General features: G+C 38.8%; 17 protein-coding genes, 1 tRNA gene and 1 pseudogene. 6 read left to right on the top strand and 13 right to left on the bottom strand.

Translation table 11 applies throughout. From position 1 onward, the window contains the following. Positions 1 to 2614 (top strand): vWA domain-containing protein (locus CCAL5182_RS07740; protein ID WP_169972405.1); only part of this gene is annotated, 2614 nt, incomplete at its 5' end. A gap of 161 nt (positions 2615 to 2775) precedes the next feature. Here CCAL5182_RS07740 and CCAL5182_RS07735 read toward each other — a convergent pair. The 13 genes and pseudogenes from CCAL5182_RS07735 to CCAL5182_RS07675 form a co-directional block, all read right to left on the bottom strand. Then, positions 2776 to 2866 (bottom strand) — tRNA-Ser (locus CCAL5182_RS07735). A gap of 126 nt (positions 2867 to 2992) precedes the next feature. Continuing rightward, entirely contained in the window at positions 2993 to 3745 is a 753-nt protein-coding gene (gene pstB, locus CCAL5182_RS07730; protein ID WP_236860508.1) for a phosphate ABC transporter ATP-binding protein PstB, read from the bottom strand. 7 nt (positions 3746 to 3752) lie between these two features. Further along, entirely contained in the window at positions 3753 to 4934 is a 1182-nt protein-coding gene (gene pstA, locus CCAL5182_RS07725) for a phosphate ABC transporter permease PstA (protein WP_322619353.1), read from the bottom strand. Between the two features lie 9 nt (positions 4935 to 4943). Beyond that, entirely contained in the window at positions 4944 to 5906 is a 963-nt protein-coding gene (gene pstC, locus CCAL5182_RS07720) for a phosphate ABC transporter permease subunit PstC (RefSeq protein WP_336610685.1), read from the bottom strand. Next, positions 5906 to 6913, bottom strand: coding sequence for a PstS family phosphate ABC transporter substrate-binding protein (locus CCAL5182_RS07715; protein ID WP_169972408.1), 1008 nt, complete (start codon positions 6911 to 6913; stop codon positions 5906 to 5908). Before CCAL5182_RS07715 ends, pstC begins: the two co-directional genes overlap by 1 nt. Positions 6914 to 7030: 117 nt before the next feature. After that, positions 7031 to 7906: a sensor histidine kinase gene (locus CCAL5182_RS07710; protein ID WP_336610684.1), complete on the bottom strand. Its 876-nt coding sequence runs from the start codon at positions 7904 to 7906 to the stop codon at positions 7031 to 7033. Further along, complete coding sequence (locus CCAL5182_RS07705) at positions 7900 to 8559, bottom strand: response regulator transcription factor (RefSeq protein WP_169972410.1); 660 nt, start codon at positions 8557 to 8559, stop codon at positions 7900 to 7902. Before CCAL5182_RS07705 ends, CCAL5182_RS07710 begins: the two co-directional genes overlap by 7 nt. 101 nt (positions 8560 to 8660) lie before the next feature. Beyond that, positions 8661 to 8931, bottom strand: a pseudogene (locus CCAL5182_RS07700) (helix-hairpin-helix domain-containing protein). A 15-nt stretch (positions 8932 to 8946) separates the two neighbouring features. Beyond that, entirely contained in the window at positions 8947 to 9654 is a 708-nt protein-coding gene (gene pyrF / locus CCAL5182_RS07695; protein ID WP_169972411.1) for an orotidine-5'-phosphate decarboxylase, read from the bottom strand. Continuing rightward, positions 9651 to 10046, bottom strand: coding sequence for a transcription antitermination factor NusB (gene nusB / locus CCAL5182_RS07690; protein WP_169938374.1), 396 nt, complete (start codon positions 10044 to 10046; stop codon positions 9651 to 9653). Before nusB ends, pyrF begins: the two co-directional genes overlap by 4 nt. A 1-nt stretch (position 10047) precedes the next feature. Beyond that, positions 10048 to 10518: a 6,7-dimethyl-8-ribityllumazine synthase gene (gene ribH, locus CCAL5182_RS07685; RefSeq protein ID WP_169972412.1), complete on the bottom strand. Its 471-nt coding sequence runs from the start codon at positions 10516 to 10518 to the stop codon at positions 10048 to 10050. An 11-nt stretch (positions 10519 to 10529) separates the two neighbouring features. Continuing rightward, positions 10530 to 11327 (bottom strand): 3-deoxy-8-phosphooctulonate synthase, encoded by a 798-nt coding sequence (gene kdsA, locus CCAL5182_RS07680; RefSeq protein ID WP_194239050.1) that lies wholly within the window; start codon positions 11325 to 11327, stop codon positions 10530 to 10532. Positions 11328 to 11329: 2 nt separating this feature from the next. Continuing rightward, a complete protein-coding gene (locus CCAL5182_RS07675; RefSeq protein WP_169938454.1) occupies positions 11330 to 12181 on the bottom strand; it encodes a DMT family transporter in 852 nt (283 codons plus the stop codon). 248 nt (positions 12182 to 12429) lie between these two features. Here CCAL5182_RS07675 and der point away from each other — a divergent pair, with 248 nt between their 5' ends. The 5 genes from der to CCAL5182_RS07650 all read left to right on the top strand — a co-directional run bounded on the left by der (position 12430) and on the right by CCAL5182_RS07650 (position 19085). Then, the gene (gene der / locus CCAL5182_RS07670; RefSeq protein WP_169972413.1) at positions 12430 to 13812 is read left to right on the top strand and encodes a ribosome biogenesis GTPase Der; all 1383 of its coding nucleotides are present in this window, start codon (positions 12430 to 12432) and stop codon (positions 13810 to 13812) included. After that, positions 13796 to 14329 (top strand): shikimate kinase, encoded by a 534-nt coding sequence (locus CCAL5182_RS07665; RefSeq protein ID WP_169938381.1) that lies wholly within the window; start codon positions 13796 to 13798, stop codon positions 14327 to 14329. Before der ends, CCAL5182_RS07665 begins: the two co-directional genes overlap by 17 nt. Continuing rightward, entirely contained in the window at positions 14326 to 15288 is a 963-nt protein-coding gene (gene trpS, locus CCAL5182_RS07660) for a tryptophan--tRNA ligase (RefSeq protein WP_169972414.1), read from the top strand. The genes CCAL5182_RS07665 and trpS overlap by 4 nt, the downstream gene beginning before the upstream one ends. Before the next feature lie 192 nt (positions 15289 to 15480). Beyond that, on the top strand, positions 15481 to 16725 hold the full coding sequence (gene serS / locus CCAL5182_RS07655; protein ID WP_169938385.1) for a serine--tRNA ligase: 1245 nt from the start codon (positions 15481 to 15483) through the stop codon (positions 16723 to 16725). After that, positions 16725 to 19085 carry a tetratricopeptide repeat protein gene (locus tag CCAL5182_RS07650; protein ID WP_336610683.1) on the top strand — a complete coding sequence of 787 codons (2361 nt, stop codon included), beginning with the start codon at positions 16725 to 16727 and terminating at the stop codon, positions 19083 to 19085. Before serS ends, CCAL5182_RS07650 begins: the two co-directional genes overlap by 1 nt. The last annotated feature ends 51 nt before the right edge of the window (positions 19086 to 19136 follow it).

Genomic DNA, 19136 nt, shown 5'->3' with positions numbered 1-19136 from the left:
AAATGATCCGATCATTTCATGGGATGAAGATACCAAGAAAGACGGTGTTTTAAACAACGAAGAAAACGCCAAAGATGGCAAGGCAAACGAAACGACCGCAACCATTACGTTACCAAGTGATGTGAGTGCGACAAATACGGTTGTTGTTACTATCACAAATCCAAGCGGCGAAACAAAAACTGTAAGCATACTATCTCAAAACGGCTCTACTGCCCAGCTTGACGACGGGCGCACCATAGAGGTTAAAGACGGTTCTATAAAAATACCTGTTGAAGTAATGGAGAGCAAAAATACCAGCATAAGTGCCTTTATAAAAGATATCGCAGGAAATCAATCTAGCGAAGTTTCTTCTAGTATAACCGTAGACAACAGTATTAAATTTATAGATAGTGATATCACCTTAACAGTTTCTGAATATGATATAAAGGGCGGAGCAAGTAGTGCTGATGCCATAAAGACAGAAAGCTCATCGGTCGTAACGTCATTTACATTTACTACACAAGACGGCACAGATAGCGGATTACTAACAAATGCCGACACCAAGGTATTGTGGTTTAATGAAGATGGCAAGTTGGTAGGTAAAGAAGCAAGCCAAGGCGGTGCAACCGTAATAGAGCTAAGTGTCGACAATAACGGTCAAATTTCAACAAGCTTACTAAAACCGGTATTTCACAAAGATGGTGAGGGTAACTTATTAGACTCAACAACAACAAAAGGTGTGACGGTAGAGGCTGTAAATATGGTTGGTAGTAACGCAAGTATAGACATAAACGTAACGATTAACGATAGTACGCCAACGTCATACAATCCAACAAATAACACCATGGACATAACCATCGCAAATCCAAAATCAAACGTTACATTGGTGCTTGACTTTTCTATAAGTATGTTTGATCAAGTTAGTGCTACAGATAAGACCATGAGAGTTGATGCGGCATATAAGGGTCTTATGGCGTTACTTAATGACTACGGCACAAAAGGTGAAGAGAACGTTAAAGTAAGCCTTGTGGCATTTTCAGGTAAGGCAGCCACGCTAACAAATTCTCATGGCGATACTTGGATGAGCATAAACGACGCGAAAGCCATGATAGCAAGATACTATGCACATAGAACTGTAAACGGAAAAGAGGCATTTACTTACTCTTTAGAAAGCTCTTTGCTATCTGGCACAAATTATGATGCCGCACTTGCTAAAACCATGGAGACGTTTGATAAAAATGGTAAATTTACGGAAAAAGGCGTAGAAAATAGGATCCACTTCGTATCTGATGGCGATGCTACCGTATCTGACGCAAGTAGCACATCTTTAAGCAACACTGCGTCTATTTTATATGATGGTAAAATTTGGAATTTTGGAACAGGTAATAGATTTACCAACAGCGGTAGCTCAGGATATATCACTACAAATAGCACTGGAACAAGGTTTTATAGAAATGGCAACATCGAGATAACTTCCGAGGTTACTACCGACCACGGTATTAGCAAGGCGGAAGAGAGCATTTGGAGGGAGTTTTTAACGAAAAATGGCATAATAGCCGAGTCTTATAAACTAGGCGAAGACGTAAATCTCTCAAGCTTAAATTCTATCTCTTATAACGGCATAACCGGTGAAAATACAGATGCACAGGAATTTAGCAAGTTAAAATTTGAGGCCAAAACAGCTGAAAATGTTAACTTTGTTACAAAAGCCAACGGAGAAGTCGGTTTTGACCTCGGTGCTGATGAAAATGGTACTATTAGTGTCGAAATAGATGGTAAAACTTACATATATGATATCGCTGCCAAGACTATAAACGGCGAAGCGTGCGAGATAAACAGTGACGGAGATGTGATAGCCAAAGTTGAGGTAGTAAGAGATACAGGTAGTAAGCTAGTTGTGGATCTTGCAAAGGGCACTTATGACTACACTGCTGATGAGAATGTGGCTAATAGTAAAGAAGGCGAGACTATTGATATTAAATTTACTATAACTGATGCGGATGGTGATAGTGTAACTCAAACATCTTCTTCTACGTTTGTAAATCCTGCTATACCGGAAACCCCAGTAGCTCCAAGTGTGCCGACAGGACCAAGCACTATAGGTATAACAGAAACTTTTGATAATACCATAGACACGTTTAAAGGCTATAGTATAAGCAAGGATGGACAAGCTGGTTCTAGCAGATATGGCTTTGCGCATTATGATTATGATAAACATATAGGTAGTGAAGATACATATGATACTGTTAAAGTTGGCGAAACTATAAATTTCGATAATTTAACTCAAAACTATACTGTTAATAATTACTGGTTTGGAAGAACCGAGATGTCTGATGCTAGCAACCTAGATGCAAGGATGGAGCATATCAACAGACTAGATCTTGGAAAAGTGGATAATAGTGTAGGCTTGCTTAACCTATCCGCCGATGATGTGCTAGATATGACCGATAGTATCGATACTATATTAAAAATAGACGGCGATAGTAATGATACGGTAACTGGCAAATGGGAAAAATCAACCGACTATAAAGCCGAAGAGGGATATGAGCTTTATGAAAGTAAGGTTACTTCGGGTGATCATGCAGGCGAGACTATCTACATTCAGATAGACACTGACATCAAAACAGACTTCTAATTTATCAATCAGGCGAGAGATCTTCTCGTCTGATTTTAAATATCTAAAATTTTTAATCAAACAATAAATTTAAATTACTTTTATTTATGTAAGTATGTTATTTTATTATGCATTAAGGTTGAAGTGTCTAAGGCGTAGCTTACAGAGACATAAATAAGCAGTGGCGGACAGAGAGGGATTTGAACCCTCGAAGCCCGATTAAGACTTGCACCCTTAGCAGGGGTGTGGTTTCAGCCGCTCACCCATCTGTCCGCAAAATAGTAAATCGCATTATAAACAAAACCTGCTGATATATCGCTTAAATTTTATTTCATACACGAGATAAGTTATTATAATGACACAAGAAGCAAATTAAACATATAAATTTTTACTCCCGCATCATCCGAATCGCCCTTTTATATAGTCTTTAGTTTTACCTTTTTGCGGAGAGTTAAATATTTCGTCTGTTTTGTTGTATTCTACTAGTTCTCCAAGATGAAAAAACGCCGTATAGTCTGCTACACGCTGAGCTTGTTGCATATTATGAGTTACGACTACGATACTAAATTCATCTCTTAGCTCACGCATAAGCTCTTCTATCACGCTCGTTGAGATTGGGTCAAGCGCCGAGGTTGGCTCGTCCATCAAAATAATCTCGGGTCTTACCGCTATCGCCCTAGCTATACAAAGTCTTTGCTGCTGCCCTCCGCTCAGACTTGTCGCATTTTGTTTTAGTTTGTCTTTGACTTCCTTAAAAAGTCCCGCACTTTTCAGACATCGCTCGACAAGCTCATCACATTCACTGCCCTTTTTTACTATGCCATGCATAAGCGGGGCGTAAGAGATATTGTCATATATACTTTTAGCAAATGGATTTGGCTGCTGAAAAACCATACCCACGCGCCTTCTGACCGCAACCACGTCGATATCGCTTGCATAGATATCTTGGGAATTTACCTCTACTAAACCGCCTATCTTGCAGCCATCTATCAGGTCATTCATTCTATTAAAACACCTTAAAAATGTGCTCTTGCCACATCCGCTAGCGCCGATTAGCGCAGTAATTTTTTTATCATATATATCAACATTTACGTCATAAAGCGCTTGCTTGTCGCCGTAATATAAATTTAAACCGACACTTCTTGCTTTTATTTTCATTTTAGCCCTTTTTTTGATATTTTTTTCTTAGATAAAATGCTACTAAATTCATCACAAGCAGCAAAGCTAACAGCACCAAAATCGCTGCATTTGTCCTCTCTACATAAGCAAATTCCGGCATGCTAGCCCAAGAGAAAATTTGAGCCGGTATGACCGTTGTCGCGTCGCTTAAAGATGTCGGCGTTTGTGGCACGAAAGCTATCATTCCGATGATGATAAGCGGTGCGGTTTCACCGATAATCTGAGCTAAAGATATGATAGAGCCTGTCAATATGCCACCAAAAGCGCTTGGCAAAACATGATCTTTTACCACATCGACTTTTGATATCCCAAGTGCCATACCGGCTTGCCTTATGCTATTTGGCACGGCTTTTAGAGCCGCCGTGGTGCTTACGATGACGATAGGCAGGCTCATAAGTGACAAGGTAAGACCGCCCGCTAAGGCACTACCGCGTGCTAATCCGAATAAATTTACAAATACGCCAAGCCCCAAAAGTCCAAATAATATAGATGGCACGGCGGCTAGATTGTTGATATTTACTTGCAAGATACTTTTAAATTTTCCATCTTTTAAAAACTCTTCAATATATATCGCGCTGGCTATTGCGATAGGCACGGATGTCACCATCGCTACAAACATCGTTAGCATCGTCCCCACTATAGACGAAAGCACTCCTGCCGCCTCTGGAATTTTCGAATCGCCGTTAAGAAAAAATTCTTTATTAAATTTAGAAACTATCAGCCCTTTTTCTCGTAACTCATCGAGCAGTTGCATATTTTTTGCGCTAAGCTTTGAAGTTTGATTTTTTAAGTATTGCTTGGCGTTAGCATTTAGTAAAATTTCAAATTCTCGCTTTGTGTTTATTAGGCTTTTATTCTCTTGCAAGAAATTTCCAAACTCCCAAAACCACGCCCTTGAAACTATACCATGAAGCTGCCTAGGCAAGGCATCTCTTGGATTGTTTAGCAAATTTTCCGTTATTAAAATTTCTTGTTTTAGATAGTAAGTACTAAAAGCGCCGGCTCCAAGAGAGGCTACTTTATATAGAAAAATAGCCAAAAATCCTACACAAAAAAGTAATGCAAAACTGCAGATAAATTTAAAAACCCTACCTTTAAAATGGCGAATTTTAAGCTCTTTTAATTCAAAGTCACTTTGGTTTTTACTATTTGTTATTTTCACACTTTTGCCTTATAAATTTGATATCTTGTATCGTTTATGAAAGTCGTTTGATATCTTGACCGACACGAGATTTATAAGTAAGGTTACGACAAAAAGCGTTAGCCCGAGTCCAAAAGCGCTTAGCGTTAGCGAACTATCAAACTCCTTATCGCCAGTCAAAGCCTCCACGATCTTAACCGTAACCGTCGTCATATCTTCAAGTGGATTTAGGCTTAAATTTGCTCTTAAACTAGCCGCCATGACGACTATCATCGTCTCTCCAAGCGCCCTTGATACGCCAAGCAAACAAGCCGCTATGATGCCCGGCATAGCTGTCGGAATCGTAACAAACAAGATGGTCTCGCTTCTAGTCATACCGAGTGCTAAGGAGCCAAATTCTAGGCTTTTTGGCACACTGCTTAGCGCGTCGTCGCATAGACTTGCTATGATAGGTGTTATCATTACACCCATTACAAATCCAGCTCCTAAAGCGCTTTCGTAACTAGCACTAACTCCAAATTTAGCCGCCGCATCCACTATCATCGGACTCACGATAAGCGCAGCAAATACACCATAAACTATCGTTGGGATACCGGCAAGTATTTCTAAAACCGGCTTTAGTATGTTTTTAGCCCTGTTTGAAGCGTATTCGCTTAGATATATCGCGCTAAATATCCCGACCGGTATAGCAACGAGCATTGCAATAGCGGTAATATAAAATGTGCCGCTAAAAAGAGGCAGGGCTCCGAACATTCCGCCATCGGCACCAAAAGCGCCATCTGGAGACCATATCTTGCCTGTAAAAAAGTAAGACACGCTTTCTCTTGAAAAAAATAGCATCGCTTCAAAAAGCAACACGAAAAGTATCCCGAAAGTAGTTAGTATGGAGACTAAAGTCGCTACGAAAAGTAGCGACTTTGTAAATATTTCTTTACTATTTTGCTTTAAATTTAAAAGCCATTTTTTAGCTTTTGTTTGAGCTAAAGGTAGCATTAATTTACCTTATGAGCCTTAACTAGATCCATATCCAAAGGCTTAGAGAAGAACTCGCGGGTTCTTTTTAGCTCGTCGCCACCCTGAGGTATCAGCCCAAGCGTCCTTAATTCGCCGTTCTCACCTATCATATCGTCGCTTATATATAATTTTATAAAATCCTCAAGCCCTTTTGTGCTGCCTTTGTGAGCATTTTTAACATAGATAAAGAGGCTTCTTGCCACCTTGTAGCTACCATTTGCGATATTTTGAGCGTTTAAGGCTACACCATCTACAGAAACAGCGGTTAGTTTATCGGCGTTTTCTTCAAAATAACTATAACCAAAAATGCCAAGCGCGGCTTTATTTGTGCCGAGTTTTGCTACGATTAGATTATCATTTTCGCCTGAAGGCACGAATACTCCGTCCTCTCTAATAGCCTTATACCCTTTATCATAGCCCAGCTTTTCAGATACTTCTTGCATCACAAGCTCCTCAAAGCTATCTCTAGTGCCAGATGTGCTTGGAGGACCATACACCACGATCTCGCGATCCGGCAGACTTTCATCTATTTGTTTCCAACTTTTATATGGATTTGGAACAAGCTTGCCGCCTAAGAATATATCTTTTGCAAGCGCTTTAAATATCTGCTCTTTGCTCAAACTCAGCTCGCCGTTAGCTGTGTTTTGAGCCAAGACTATGCCATCATAACCTATCATAATGCCCGAAATATCGGTTACGCCATTTTTTTGGCAAAGCTCAAATTCGCTAAGTTTTATAGGTCTTGAGGCATTTGCGATATCTGGAGTGTCCCCGCCTAATCCAGAACAAAACAGCTTAAATCCGCCGCCCGTTCCCACGCTTTCTACGATCGGAGTTTTGTTTGCCTTGTTGGCTCCAAATTCCTCAGCTACAAAGCTAGTAAATGGAAATACGGTTGAGCTACCCGCTATTCTTATCTGATCTCTTTCAAACCCTGCCGCCGCTAAAACAAGGCAACTTGCCGCTAAAATGTTAAAAACTTTCATTCGCTCTCCTTTTTTAAGATATGCGAAATCATATCAGCAGTTAAAAACATTTTGGAAACATTAAAATCGATATATTTAAGTGTAAATTTTGCTTAAAACGGCTATCATCGCCCGTTTTTAGTCTCTAAATTTAAAGCCGAATTCCGAGCCAACGCCAATTTGCGAGCTAACCAAAAATTCAAATTTATGCAGTTTTAGTATATATTTTACGATATAAAGTCCAAGTCCAAGCGAACTGTTCCAATTTTTCTCACCTGATTTGTAAAATTTTTTAGTTATCAGCTTTATCTCATAATCGCCGATCCCGCTACCGCTATCTTTTACGAGCACCCTATCTTGCAATATCTCGACAAAAACATCGTTTTGTGAGTATTTTAATGCGTTTTCGCATAAGTTAAATAAAACTTGATAGATCATGTCGGCGTCCGCTTTTACGTAAGCGCTTCCGCTTATCACGATACTTTGATTTTGATATTTGCTTGCTAGATCCTCGCTAACTTGCGAGCAAAGTTTCGATAGCTCGACTAGGCTTAAATTTAGAACCAAATTTTCACCAAAACCGATCCTAAGTCTATTTATAATCTTATCTAGCTTGTCGCTATTTTTGATGATCTTATCTATAAATTTATCCCTTATCGCTTGGTCTAAATTTTCGCCGCCTTTTATCGTTTGAGCCGAAGTTTTGATAATGGCAAGCGGGTTTTTAAACTCATGCGAAATTCCACCCAAAAGCCCTTCTAGCTGGTAGTTTCTAAGTCTGATCTTAGCCGATTGTCGCTTTAGCTTGCTCTGCTTTTTATCCAAAACTTCCCGCACACGTATAGACTGAAGACTTAAAAGCTCAAAAACGATAAAAGCAAAAAGCATTGTCAAAAAAATTCCGACAAAGAGCAAAATATAGACCTTTTGCCAAAAAATTTCACCCAAAATGAACCAAAATGAACCAAAAAGCACAGCTAAAAACACCGTAAATAAAGCAAAAATTTTTAACAAATCTTATAGCCTTCCCCGCGCACAGATACGATATGATCGCCCGATTTGCCAAGCTTTTGCCTTAAGCGTTTAACTGCGATATTGACGCTTTTATCGCTATTTGTATCGTCTTGCCACACGCTTTGCAAAAGATGATCACGACTTAGTATATTAAATTTATTTTTGATAAACTCGATTAAGAGCTCCGTTTCAAGCTTGGTTAAATTTAAAGCCTTTTCGCCGACGAAAACCTCACCGGTGCCCTTTTTTACGACTATCTCTTTAAATTTATAAAACTCGCTCTCTCCGCCACTTCGCCTAAGCACCGCTTTTATGCGAACCAGTAGATCGTCAAGCTCAAACGGCTTTGTGATATAATCATCGCCGCCATTCTCAAACCCCTGCAATTTCTCGTCCTTTGAGCCTTTCGCGCTTAGAAATATTACGGGCTCGTTATAGCCTTTTTGACGCAAAATTTTTATAAATTCTCCACCCTCAATGCCCGGCAAATTCCTATCCATGATGACAAGATCCACTTTTTCTTCATCTAAAAACTGCTCAACTCGCTTGGTATTTGAAAATGTAGTTACGTTATATCCCGCTTTTTGTAGGTTAAACTCCAAAAGCTCGCAAAGATCAAGCTCGTCATCGACCACCACGATATGCTCGTTCATAAAACCTCCTATAAAACATTAATTTACTAGTTAAATTTATTAGCATATTTATTTGATCTAGCGCTAAAACAACCTCTTTAAATTTTATCTTTCCAAGCCCACTATTTTAGCTTCTCTTTATCTTGGTCTTGTGTGTTTGCATAGTAGCAAATCATGCGGCACATATAAGATACACCGATCACTGCCTCGTCCAAGAGCCTTAGTGCGCTCATACATCTCATCGGCGTTCGCGCCCTTAAGCGAAGCTATGTCGGTATATCCAAGCGCGACTAAATCGGCGCTAGTATCTTCACCCACGTATGGTATCTGCCTGAAATTTAAAGCCACTATATCGGTCTTTATACGCTGGCGAGCCGCTGATAATTTTGCCATAGTTTTACTTTAAATTTAAGCCTGTGGCATTTCTCGCACCGCTTTGATTTGCGATAAAATTCTCTCGCAAATTTCACGCGGATTATTATCCTCGTAAATCGGTCTTCCGACCACGATAAAATCGCTATTTTCGCGCCTTGCCGTCTCTATGTCGGCTACCCTGCTTTGATCTCCTTTTGCTTCACCAAATGGGCGAATTCCTGGCGTTAGCGTTAGAAATTTATCACTTGTGGCTTCTTTTATCATCTTGCTTTCAAAAACAGAACAAACCATACCGTCAAGACCCGCTTCATAAGCACTTATGCTAAAATTTTTCACGCTTTCATTTATGTTTTTGCTATAAACAGCCTTAAATTCTTCCTCATTAAAGCTAGTAAGTGCCGATACGGCAAGGACTAGAGGGCGCACAGGAAGTGCATTTAGACGAGTTATAACCTCGCACATGGCCCGTTTTCCAGCGCTTGCATGGACGTTTATCATATCGACATTTAAATTTGCGATAACTTCGGCTGCGTCAGCCATAGTGTTTGGTATATCGTGAAGTTTTAAGTCAAGAAAGATTTTAGCTCCGCTAAGCTCTTTTAGTTCATTTATAAATTTTTCACCGTCTCTAAGGTAGCTTCTTAGTCCGACTTTTAGCCAGATGTCAAGCCCTGCTAAATCTTTTGCTAAGTTTAAATTTTGCTCGCGACTTTGCATGTCAAGCGCAACGCATAGTTTCACTTTTTTTCCTTTAATGCGCCCAAAACACCGTTTATAAAACGTGGTGAAGTATCGCTTGTAAGCTCTTTTGCAAGCTCAACTGCTTCGTTTATTACTACTGCGATATCGGTTTGTGCTTCGTTTATCTCGTAAAATCCAAGCCTTAGTATATTTCGCTCAACGATACCCACCTTATCAAGATCTCCGTCTTTTAGGTATTGTAAAATTTGTTCATCAAGTTTATCTTTGGTTGCTAAAATTTCACGAAAACTTTTTACAACACTCTCTTTGCGCTCGTTTCTGATCTTTTTTTCTTCTAAAAACTCATCTATAAACGCATCGTCAGTGTTTCCCATCTCGTAAGCATAAAGCAGTGAAACTACCGCCTGTCTAGCTTGGTGTCTAGTCGCCATTTTAGGCTCCTAAATTTTCATAAAGACTAAGCATTTCAATAACGCCGGTCATTGCTTCAAAGCCCTTGTTTCCGGCTTTGCTGCCTGCTCTTTCTATCGCTTGTTCTATGCTATCAACAGTTAGTACTCCAAATGTTACTGGTTTGCCGTATTTTAGTGTTACATTTGCGATACCTTTTGTAGTTTCGGCTGAAACATAGTCAAAGTGTGGTGTTGAACCACGTATTACCGCGCCTACGCAACAAACCGCGTCAAATTTACCGCTTGCAAGTACTTTTTCAAGCGCCATAGGAATTTCAAATGCACCAGGCACTAGGATCAGGCTTAAATTTTCTTCATTTCCACCGTGGCGCAAAAATGCATCTTTTGCACCTTCAACTAGGCGATCTGTAATGATATGGTTAAATCTAGCGTTGATGATCGCTATTTTTTCTTTGCCGTTTAGGGCTAATTTTCCTTCGATTATTTTCATTTTTATTCCCTTTATTTTAAAATTTCTTGTATTTTTAAGGTTTGTTCGACAACTTTTTCAAGTTCATCTAAATTTAGCATATTTGGTCCGTCACAAAGTGCCTCACATGGGTTTATATGTGTTTCATAGAAAAATCCATCCACGCCTACACTTGCGGCTGCCCTAGCAAGATACGGCACAAATCTAGCGTCTCCGCCGCTTTTTTCGCCAAGTGCGCTAGGCATTTGCACGCTATGTGTTGCGTCAAATACTACCGGCGCAAATTCGCGCATTAACACTAAATTTCTCATATCCACTATCAAATTTCCATACCCAAATGTGCTTCCGCGCTCGCAAAGCCAAACCCCGTTTTGCTTAGCTACCTCATATCCTTCGCCGCTTACTCCGCGAGTTTCAAGCACTTTTTTAACCGAGTGTTTCATCGCTGAAGCTGCCAGGAACTGCCCTTTTTTGATGTTTACTACCGCATTTGTTTTTGCTGCGGCTACTAACAAGTCTGTTTGACGACATAAAAATGCCGGGATCTGCAACACATCGGCAACTTTTGCGACAGGCTCGGCTTGATAGCTTTCGTGTATGTCAGTCACGATTTTATAGCCAAATTTTTCTTTTACCTTTGCTAAAATTTCACAACCTTTTTCAAGTCCCGGTCCGCGAAACGAGCTTAAGCTTGTGCGATTTGCCTTATCAAAACTTGATTTAAAATAAAAATCAATCCTACTATCTTCGTTAAGTTTCTGTAGACGCTGTGCAACCGACATTACAAGCTCTTCGCTTTCGATCGCACATGGTCCTGTTATTAGTATCATTATTATTTCTCCCTTGCAACTAGTATGCCGCTTAAAATGACTAGCATTATACCAAAAAATGCCATGCTATTTGGCAAACCGTCTCCCATAAGATAGCCCACCATGAGTGAAAAGACAACATCCATATAGCTAACTGCGGCAACTATTCCCGCCTTTTTAGTGGCTGCATAAGCCTTTGTCATATAAAGTTGGAAAAAATAGCCCGCAAGTCCCATAAATACTATAAAAATAACTCCTTTTAGGCTTGGCATAACAAACGGAGATAGCAAAAAGTCAAGTGGCTCAAACTGCACAACTTCGGCTGTTCCCATTAATATCATCGGAAGCAGTGTTCCCCAACCCATAAAGCTAAGTACTATAACGCTTGTATCATAGCTTTTGCGCAAAGAACGCACGCTAAGCATAGCAAGTGCGGCTCCAACACCGCTCCAAAGTCCAAGCCAGTCGGATTTACTTATGCCTAAATTTGGTTGAACTATAAACAAAATTCCTATAAAACCTAAAAATATCGCTCCCCAGCCCTTGTAGCTAAGCGCCTCTTTTAAAAATATCGCTGCTAAAACTGCTGTAAAAATAGGGCTTGTTTTTTGAAATGTATACGCAGCACCTAAATTTATATGAGCGATATTGTAAAATAAGGCAAAAAGTGCGACCGTGCCGATAAAGCCACGAAACATAAGCACGAAAAACTGTCCGCCTTTTTGATTTGTCGGTGGTTTTTTGTATATCGCATAAAGCACAAGGATAAGACCTACGAGGTTTCTAAAAAAGACAACTTCTACGCTTGACATCTCAGCGCTTAATACTTTTGCAAAAGCACCGACCGCTGCAAAATACATACAAGCTATTATCATATAGTAAGCACCCAAATGGTGCAAAATAAATCTATGCAAAACAAAACTTTCTTTTAAATTTAAGGCGTATTGTAGTGCAAAACGGCTTAAATTAATGAATAAAAAGCTTAAATTCTGTATAATCCCCAAAAATATTTATGATGAAATTTACAATGAAAAACATATCGGAGACGAATTTCTCACGATGTATCATATCAAGTAGATAAAGAAATTTTTAGTATAATAACGACTAATTACAAAGGAAAAACGTGCAAAAAGTTATATTAGTTGGAAAACCAAATGTTGGAAAAAGTTCGCTTTTTAATCGTTTGGCAAGGCAGAGGATAGCTATCACTAGCGATGTCAGCGGCACGACACGTGATACAAACAAAGCCGTTGTCGATATCGAGGGTAAAGAGTGTTTGCTTATCGATAGCGGCGGACTTGACGATAGTTCGGAACTGTTTCGTAACGTCAAGATCAAAACCCTAAACGAGGCTAAAAATTCAGACGCCATCATCTATATGGTGGATGGTAAATTTATGCCGGATGACGAAGATCGCATGATGTTTTATGAGCTTAGTAAGCTTAATATCCCGATCGCTCTTGTGATAAACAAAGTAGACAGCAAAAAGGACGAAACTAGGGCGTGGGAATTTATAAATTTTGGCGTAAAAGATCTTTTTCAAATTTCAGTAAGCCATAACACAGGACTTGATGAACTTACGGAGTGGATAGCAAAACACCTAAAAGACGATGTGTTAAAGGCTGATGTGAGTGATGATTTTGATGACTTTTTGGAAGAATTTGATGATGAGGGCGAGTTTAGGGCAGATGAAAATTTCGCCGAAAAAAATATTAAAGTAGGTATCATAGGGCGCGTAAATGTTGGTAAGTCAAGTCTCTTAAATGCACTTGTAAAAGATTCTCGTGCCGTAGTTAGCGATGTAGCAGGAACCACGATAGACCCTGTTAATGAAATTTACGAACACGAGGGTAGAATTTATGAGTTTGTCGATACGGCAGGTATTAGAAAGCGCGGTAAGATAGAAGGAATAGAAAGATATGCGCTAAACAGAACCGAGAAAATTTTAGAACAAACCGACATTGCACTACTGGTGCTTGACTCTAGCGAGCCTTTAACCGAGCTTGATGAGCGTATAGCCGGTCTTGCTAGTAAATTTAACCTTGGCGTGATAATCGTGCTAAACAAATGGGATAAGAGCGAGTGGGAATTTGACGAATTTTGCAAGGAGATAAAAGACCGCTTTAAATTTCTTGCTTATGCGCCTATTATCAGCGTTTCGGCGCTTGGAGGCAAACGCGTTCATAAGCTATACGGACTTATACAAGAGGTTTATCAAAATTTCACTCAAAAGATACAAACCTCAAAGCTAAATGAGGTCGTAGGAGAAGCTACAAAACTACATCCTATACCGCGCGAAAAAGGCAAAAGCGTTAAAATTTACTACGCAGTGCAGTTTGGTTTCGCGCCTCCTCGTATTGCGCTTGTTATGAACAAGCCAAGAGCGCTTCACTTTAGTTACAAACGCTACCTTACAAATAAACTTAGAGAGAGTTTTAGCCTAAGCGGCACTCCGGTAGTTTTGATACCGAAAAACCGTGGGGAGAGCGATGAAGATAAAGAATAATAATATAGTTCTTATAGGATTTATGGGGGTTGGCAAAGGAACTGTCGCTAGGGCTTTAAGTAAGAGTTTAAAGACCATGAATTTAGACTGCGATGATTTGATAGAAAGCTCGGCAAATATGAAAATCAAAGATATTTTCTCGACATACGGAGAGACGTATTTTAGAAATTTAGAAAAAACTTTGGCTAAATTTCTAGCTTCTAGTGTAAGAAACGCCATTATCTCAACCGGAGGCGGGTTTATACACGCAAAAGATATCAAGAAAATAGGCACAACAATCTATCTAAAATCAAGCTTTGACGCGATAATAACTCGCATGCAAAATAGCGAAAATAGCGAAAAAAAATTTGCCAAAAGACCGCTTTTAAAAGACCCAAATAAAGCAAGAGATCTTTTTAACTCAAGGGTTGAAATGTATGAAAAAAAGGCGGACATAACAATAAATGTAGAAAACAAAACACCAAAGCAGATCGTAAAAGAGATAAAGAAAGCTTTGAGCTTAAAGGATAAAAATTGAGAGTTTTAACTGGACTTCAGCCAAGTGGGAAACTTCATCTTGGTAATTATTTCGCAAGTATAAAACAAATGGTGGAAGCACAAAAGAGCGAAGATATGTTTATGTTTATCGCAAATTATCATGCGATGACATCTGTAAGCGACGCTAAAAGGCTTCGTACAAATACGCTTGAAGCGGCATCCGCGTTTCTAGCCCTTGGCATAGACCCGCAAAAATCTACATTTTGGATACAAAGCGATGTAAAAGACGTGCTTGAGCTTTACTGGATACTAAGCCAATACACACCTATGGGGTTACTTGAAAGAGCTCATAGTTATAAAGACAAAATTGCCAAAGGAATTTCGGCTAACCATGGACTTTTTAGCTATCCGGTCTTAATGGCGGCTGATATTTTACTTTTTGGTTCAGATGTGATTCCTGTTGGAAAAGACCAAATCCAACATGTTGAGATAGCGCGTGATATCGCTATAAAATTTAATAACGAGCACGGTGAAATTTTTAAACTTCCTACACACAAAGTTGATGAAAATGTTGCGACCGTGCCAGGAACCGATGGTGCAAAGATGAGCAAAAGCTACGGAAATACTATCGATATCTTTGCGGACGCAAAAACGTTAAAAAAACAAATTTCAAGTATTGTAACCCAAGCTGTGCCACTAGAAGCACCTAAAGAGTGGCAAAACTGTAATGTCTATAATATTGCAAAACTTTTCTTGGATCAAATAGGACAAGAGGAGTTACAAAAACGTTATGAGCGTGGCGGTGAAGGTCACGGACACTTTAAGATGTATCTAAATGAGCTTGTTTGGGAGTATTTTTCTGAAGCAAGAGAGAAATTTGGTTATTACCAAAGTCATATGGATGAGGTTGCTGAAATTTTAGAAGCAGGAGCTAAAAAAGCCAAAGAAGTGGCATCTAATGTCATGGAAAAAGTAAGAGAAGCTACCGGAGTTTATTGATATTTGGGCTAAAATTAGCCCAAATTCTTACTTGTCACATTTTTATCATTTTTCTTTCAGACCGCTTTGGTCGCAAAATAAATTTTCAACTTATTAAATTTTGGTATTTAAAGAATTTTTGGATAGATGATTATAACTGTTTAAAGCTAAATTTGATAAAATAGCCCTTATTTTAGATAAAGGCGGAGCAAAATGATAAATTTAAGACTGATCGAAACAAATTTTGACGAATTTAATAAAAAACTTATAGCAAAAAAAGTCGATACAAATTTACTTAAAAATTTACTTGATACATATAATGATCTAAAGGCAAAACGCGTTATGCTTGAAAATTTTCAAGCGATACAAAATGCAAAAAGCAAAGAGCTTGGTATAAAAAGTAGAAACGGCGAAAATACAGACGCCTTGCGAGAAGAGTTAAACGCCAACAAAGCAGCGATGGGCGATGCTTCTGAGATAGTAAGAGAGCTTGAAGAAAAGCTTGAAGAGATAGCTTCAAGCGTGCCAAATATCATAGATGACGATGTGCCGTTTGGTGAAGATGAAAACGACAACGTTTGTGTAAAAACAGTGCTTGAACCACGTAAATTTGACTTTGAACCAAAGGCTCACTACGAGCTTGGCGAAGAGCTTGGATGGCTTGATTTCGAGCGTGGAGTTAAAATTTCAGGATCACGTTTTACGATACTTAGAGGCGAGGCAGCTAGACTTAGTCGTGCGCTTGTTAACTATATGATAGACTTTAACACGGCTCGCGGTTTTGAGCTTGTTAATGTTCCGTTTTTAGTAAATGCAAACACCTTATACGGCACAGGTCAGCTACCAAAATTTGCCGATGATCTTTATAAGATAAATAATGAAAATTTATACCTGATACCAACAAGTGAAGTGCCTGTTACAAACATTTATAATGATGAAATTTTACAAAGCGAAGAGCTTCCGATAAAGATGACCTGCTACTCTGCGTGTTTTAGGCAAGAGGCTGGTAGTGCAGGACGAGATACTCGTGGCATGATACGTCAACATCAGTTTGAAAAAGTAGAGCTTGTAAGTATCACTAAACCTGAAGATAGCCAAAAAGTTTTGCAAGAAATGGTTGAGTGCGCTTCTGATCTACTTACTTCACTAGGACTTGCACATCGTCATATGCTACTTTGCAGCGGAGATCTGGGATTTGGTGCGGCAAAGACTATCGACCTTGAAGTCTGGTTGCCTAGTCAAAACAAATACCGTGAGATAAGTTCGGTTTCAAACACTCGTGATTTTCAAGCAAGAAGGGCTAAAATTCGCTATAAAGACGGAAAGAAAAATGCCCTCGTGCACACGCTAAACGGCTCAAGTCTGGCAGTCGGCAGGACACTTATAGCTATAATGGAAAACTATCAAACCAAAGATGGTAGAATTGAAATTCCAGAAGTTCTTAAAAGGTATATGTAGTGCCTCAAAACCAAGATGAAGAGGTCTTGATACTAAAGCCTCCTGGCGAGGAGACGACAGAATCTGAGTCGGAAGAGCAGATAGTCTCTCTTGAGAGTATTCAAGATCCAAATTTGCTAATCGGCGATGAGATACCAGAACCTATAGAGGTTAAGAAATCACCTAAAAAACTATATATCATCATTGCTGTAGTTGTCTTGGTTATTATTATTTTGCTTATTGTTTTGATTTTTTTGTTAAAAAAAGACAAGGGCAATGAGATAGACGCCACGGGACTTGCTCAAAAGATAGAGTCAAACTATAAAACACAAGATTTTGCCGCATCAAGAATTGATGATATGATCGCAAAAGCAAACCAACTATATGAAAAAGGCAATAAATTTGAAGCATTAAAAATTTATGAAAATATAGCAACTTACAACCAGTCTTTATCCAACTATAATCTTGGCGTTTCGCAGATGAAGCAGGGAAATTGCGAGCAAGCCGTCATATCGTTTAATAAAGCCATACAAGATAGAGAAAACACAACCGTAAGTGCGATAAATGCGGCGGTTTGTTCGCTTGAAACCAACAGCACGCAAAATTTCAACTACTACATCGGACTTGCAAATTCCTTTTTGCAAAACGAAGTAAATTCGCCGCTTTACAGTTACTATCATGCGCTTATAAATTATTATAAAGGTAATTATTACGAGGCTTTGCAATCGCTTAAGCACCCAAGTAGCGAACATTATAAAGACAAGTATGTTTATTTAAGCGCTAAAATTTCGTCTATCTTAAAAGATGATCAAGTGGCCATTGACAAGCTTGAGTCACAAAAAGATTTTAATGCCAATATCACCTTGGCCCAACTTTATGCAAATGAGGCTAATTACGATAAGGCAAGAGACTATCTAAATAAGGCCGCAAGAAACACAACAAACCCCGATCTTATAAAAATGATAGCGGCGATAATTGATTTAAAGACCGGATTTTATAAAGATGGGGCGAGATTCATACGTGATGTTTATACCGCAGATCCATTAAAGCCAAGTCAAATTTTTAAGATAAAAGCGACTTTAAATCCCGAAATATTTGATGTAAATTTAGCTCAAATGAGCTTTAGCGATGAGATATTTTTTAACAAGGCAAGACGTTATGAAACGCTGTTTTATTTTGCTCCATATAAGGTTTTTGATGTAAAGCAAAGCATAGAGTATATAAGAAAAGGCGGTGTTAGTGTATTTTTAGACGATACTTCTACGGCGAATGACTTTTTAAGTAAGAGCGCGACCGTTTCAAAGGTAAATATCGAGCTTTCAGGTGTTATCGCCAAGGCTTTAAACTACAGACTAAAAGAGGCAAACCGCGACTTTATCGAGCTTGCCAAGCTTTATCCTCAGCACTCTATACTCCAGTATAATCTAGCCTTAAGCTATGCTCAGCTTGGAAATTTTTCACTTGCAGCAAAGCATTTTGCGTCAAGCTATCATTTAGATCCTAATAACCATCTAGCTGGAATTTTTGCCGCTTTTAGCTACGATATGACCCAGTCTTTAGACTCTAAATTTATAGGAGAGATAACTGAAAATTTAGAGAGTGATAAAAATTTAAAACAAAACAACCTATACACTTCACTCTTAAATTTGATAAACTCAAATCAAAGCGCGATGATGAGATGGCTTGAGGAGCCAAAAGAACAGACTATGTTTAATGTTGCCTTTGATGCGATAATATCAAAAATAGTAGGAAGAGATGATGTTATGCAGCAAAAAACTGACATCCTAGTTTCTTTGCTTCCAAACGACATAATGACTAATATCTTAAATTTCATAGCTTATAACAAGCAAGAAAACATAAAAGAGTATGCACAAAAGATACAAATTTATTTCAAAACGAAAAAACTTGACGTAGAGGCATTTTATCACGGCGCAAATATAATCAGAAAGCAATACATAAAACTACTTCAAATTTCCGGTCTTTTAAGCCACGAGCGCGAAAAGATAAAAGAGCAATTAAGAAGTGCTCCTGAAAATGTAAATATCATGCAGACTTTGGCGTATATTGAGCTTTTTAGTAACGACTTTGAAGAGTCATTTAGACTTTATAACAAAATTATTGATGAGTATAATATCCAAGATGCTTCCACTTTATTTTTAGCATCCGTTGCGGCAACCGGAGCAAACCAACCACAAAATGCCATAGCGCTTTTGGAGCTAACAAAGCTAACCGATCCTAATGCGATAGAAAATCGTGTCGCACTTGGATACTTGTATCATCAAATCGATAATGTAAACGCTGCCCTGATACAATATGACAAGATAGGAAATACTGATCATAAGAATGAATTTTATGATTTTATGATCGATAATGAGAAATAATAACTTTATCTTTACGATAATACAACGTTAATTAGATATAATTTTAAAATT

The organism is Campylobacter sp. 7477a (genome assembly GCF_014892335.1).
Lineage (GTDB): Bacteria > Campylobacterota > Campylobacteria > Campylobacterales > Campylobacteraceae > Campylobacter_A > Campylobacter_A californiensis.
This window is presented reverse-complemented; position numbering and strand designations above follow the sequence as displayed.